This window comes from Streptomyces sp. NPDC002734 (genome assembly GCF_040295685.1).
GTDB lineage: Bacteria > Actinomycetota > Actinomycetes > Streptomycetales > Streptomycetaceae > Streptomyces.
Genome location: NZ_JBEOVU010000071.1, coordinates 1 through 2,828, shown reverse-complemented (window position 1 = coordinate 2,828; position 2,828 = coordinate 1). Strand labels below are relative to the sequence as shown.

Genomic DNA, 2,828 nt, shown 5'->3' with positions numbered 1-2,828 from the left:
GGGGGCCCCGCCCCGCTCTGGCGGTGCGGGCGCCGACGTGTGCGCGGGAGGCGGCCTGGTCGGCCGGCGGCCCCGGCTCAGCCCGCCGAGCCGCCGAGCCCGTCGAGCAGCGCGTCGGCGTGGTCCAGGCCGCACTCGCGCACGATCTCCTCGATCGTCTGGGCGGTGCGCACCGTCGTGAGGACCGGGCGGCCGTCGTCCCCGGTCCGGAATCCGTGCACCGCGGGCCTCGGCAGGCTGTTGTAGCTCCACGAGGCGGTGAAGCAGTAGGCGCCCGCGTCGTGCAGCACCACCCAGTCGCCCTCGGCGAGCTCGGGCAGCTCGCGGCCGTGCGCCACCACGTCCCCGGCGAAGCACAGCGGCCCCGCGACGTCCTGCTCGGTCGCCGGTGAGTTCTTCGGCCGTCCGTCGGGGCCGTGGGCGGTCACCCGCAGTGCCCACGCGTCCGGCAGCAGCACCGTCCGCGTGACGACGTGTCCGCCCGCGTGGGTGAGGGCCACCCGGCGCCCGCCGGCGTCCTTGACGTACTCCACCCGCGCGGCGAGGAAGCCGTTCTTGGCGAGCAGCGACCGGCCGAACTCGGTGACCAGCGCGTACCGTCCGTCCAGCAGCGCGGGCTCCGCCTCCCGCAGGGCGGCCACGTACTCCGCGTGCGTCGGCCGGACCTCGTCGTCGTCGAAGTTGACGGGCAGACCGCCGCCGATGTCCAGCCCGGTGACCCGGCGTTCGCCCAGCCGTGCGTCGATCGTGGCCGCCAGGCGGTGCGCCACGGCGACGCCCTCGGCGATCAACGGCAGCGGGCAGCCCTGCGAGCCGACGTGCACATGGAGGCGGGTCAGCCACGGGTACCGGACGAAGGCATCCACCACCCGCTCCTCGGCCCCCGGATCGCGCAGCGCCACACCGAACTTGGAGTGCTCGGTGGCGGTGCTGGTGGCCGCGATCGAGCCTCCGCCGACCTGCGGATTGACCCGAACCCCCAGCACGGACGCGCAGTTCGCCGGGCGCAGCCGGGCGATCCGCTCCACCTCCGCCAGGTTGTCGGCGTTGACAGCGACCCCCAGCTCCAGGGCCTCCCGCAGCTCCGCCTCGGTCTTCACCGGGGAGTCGAGGACGATCCGCCCGGGCTCGAAGCCCGCGGCCAGCGCCAGCCGGAGCTCACCGGGGCTCGCCACCTCGCACCCCATGCCCGTCGACGCCAGCAGCCGCAGCACCGGGACCAGCGGGCAGGCCTTCGCGGCGAAGGTGTGCAGCACCTGAGGCACCCCGGCGAACGCCTCGCGCAGCCCGTCCACCGCGCGCAGGATGCCCGCGGTGTCCAGGAAGCCGGCCACCGGCTGCTCCGGGCCGAGCAGCCCGGTCGCCACGGCCCGCTCCAGCACGTCGGCGACGGTGTGCGGGGCGCCCTTCACGGGCGACGGCGCGGCAGTGTTCACAGTTGACTCCTCATCGGCACGACGACGTTCCGGTAACCGGCGCCGCACCCGCGACGAGGGCGGCGCTGTCTACACCCTCTCTCTTCCGGCCCTCCGGTACCAGGGGGCGAAGGCGCAGCTCACAGAGGCAATCGGGGTGCCGCGCGGCCCACGGGACGCGGTGACACCGGTGATTTTGCCGATGTACGCGCGGCGCGGGCGGCCCGACAGTGACGTAGCCAGTCAGCGGCGGCCCTCGCCGATGGCGCGGACACGTCAGGACGACGCGTGCCGGGACCACGAAGGAGGGCTGCCTCGTCAGAGAGGACGACTCGTCGTGCAGCACTCGCAGAGCAGCCCGTCCAGCGACGCCACCCCCACGCCGGCCGATCGGCGGCGCCGTCTCGGTCGCATCGCCGGCCTGTCCGCCTCGGTGGCGGCCGCCGTCGCCTTCAGCACGCTCGCGGCGCCGGGCGCCACCGCGGCCGACAACCCCTACGAGCGCGGCCCGGCCCCGACCAACTCGAGCATCGAGGCCCTGCGCGGCTCGTACTCGGTCTCCAGCACCTCCGTCTCGTCCCTGGTGAGCGGCTTCGGCGGCGGCACCATCTACTACCCGACCACCACCAGCGACGGCACCTTCGGCGCCGTGGTCATCACCCCGGGTTTCACCGCCTACGAATCATCCATCTCGTGGCTCGGCGAGCGGCTCGCCTCCCAGGGCTTCGTGGTCTTCACCATCGACACCAACACCACGATGGACCAGCCCGACTCCCGCGGCGACCAGATGCTGGCGGCGGCCGACTACCTGACGCAGAGCAGCTCCGTGCGCAGCCGCGTCGACGCCACCCGCGTGGCCCTGATGGGCCATTCCATGGGCGGCGGCGGCACCCTCGAGGCGGCCAAGGACCGGCCCTCCATCAAGGCCATCATCCCGATGACCCCCTGGAACCTGGACAAGACCTGGTCCGAGATCAAGACCCCCGCCCTGATCTTCGGCGCCGAGTCCGACACCGTCGCCCCCGTCGCCTCGCACTCGGAGCCGTTCTACACGAGCATCCCCTCGACCACCGAGAAGGCATACCTGGAGCTCAACGGCGCCACCCACTTCGCGCCCAACACGTCGAACACGACGATCGCGAAGTACAGCATCTCCTGGCTGAAGCGGTGGGTGGACAACGACACCCGCTACTCCCAGTTCCTCTGCCCGGGCCCCAGCACCGGTCTCTTCAGCGACGTCGAGGAGTACCGCAACACCTGCGCCTTCTGACGCCTACCGGCCCGGGGGACCCGGACGGCGGCCGCGCCCGGCGCGGCCGCCCGCCCGCGGTGCGCCCCCGCGGGGGCCGGGGGCCCCCCCGAACGGGAGAGCGGGGGGGGGGGGGAGTGTGTTGGTAGGGGGGGGGTTATGTA

The 2,828-nt window shown here is 73.6% G+C and carries 2 protein-coding genes; one reads left to right on the top strand and one right to left on the bottom strand.

What is annotated here, in order from left to right; translation table 11 throughout:
* Nucleotides 1-77 precede the first annotated feature (77 nt).
* Nucleotides 78-1,436, bottom strand: coding sequence for a type III PLP-dependent enzyme domain-containing protein (locus ABT026_RS32065; RefSeq protein WP_502968097.1), 1,359 nt, complete (start codon nt 1,434-1,436; stop codon nt 78-80).
* A 316-nt stretch (nt 1,437-1,752) separates the two neighbouring features.
* Between ABT026_RS32065 and bdeA the strand changes: the two genes are divergently transcribed.
* On the top strand, nt 1,753-2,685 hold the full coding sequence (gene bdeA / locus ABT026_RS32060) for a bis(hydroxyethyl) terephthalate hydrolase (RefSeq protein WP_351118721.1): 933 nt from the start codon (nt 1,753-1,755) through the stop codon (nt 2,683-2,685).
* The last annotated feature ends 143 nt before the right edge of the window (nt 2,686-2,828 follow it).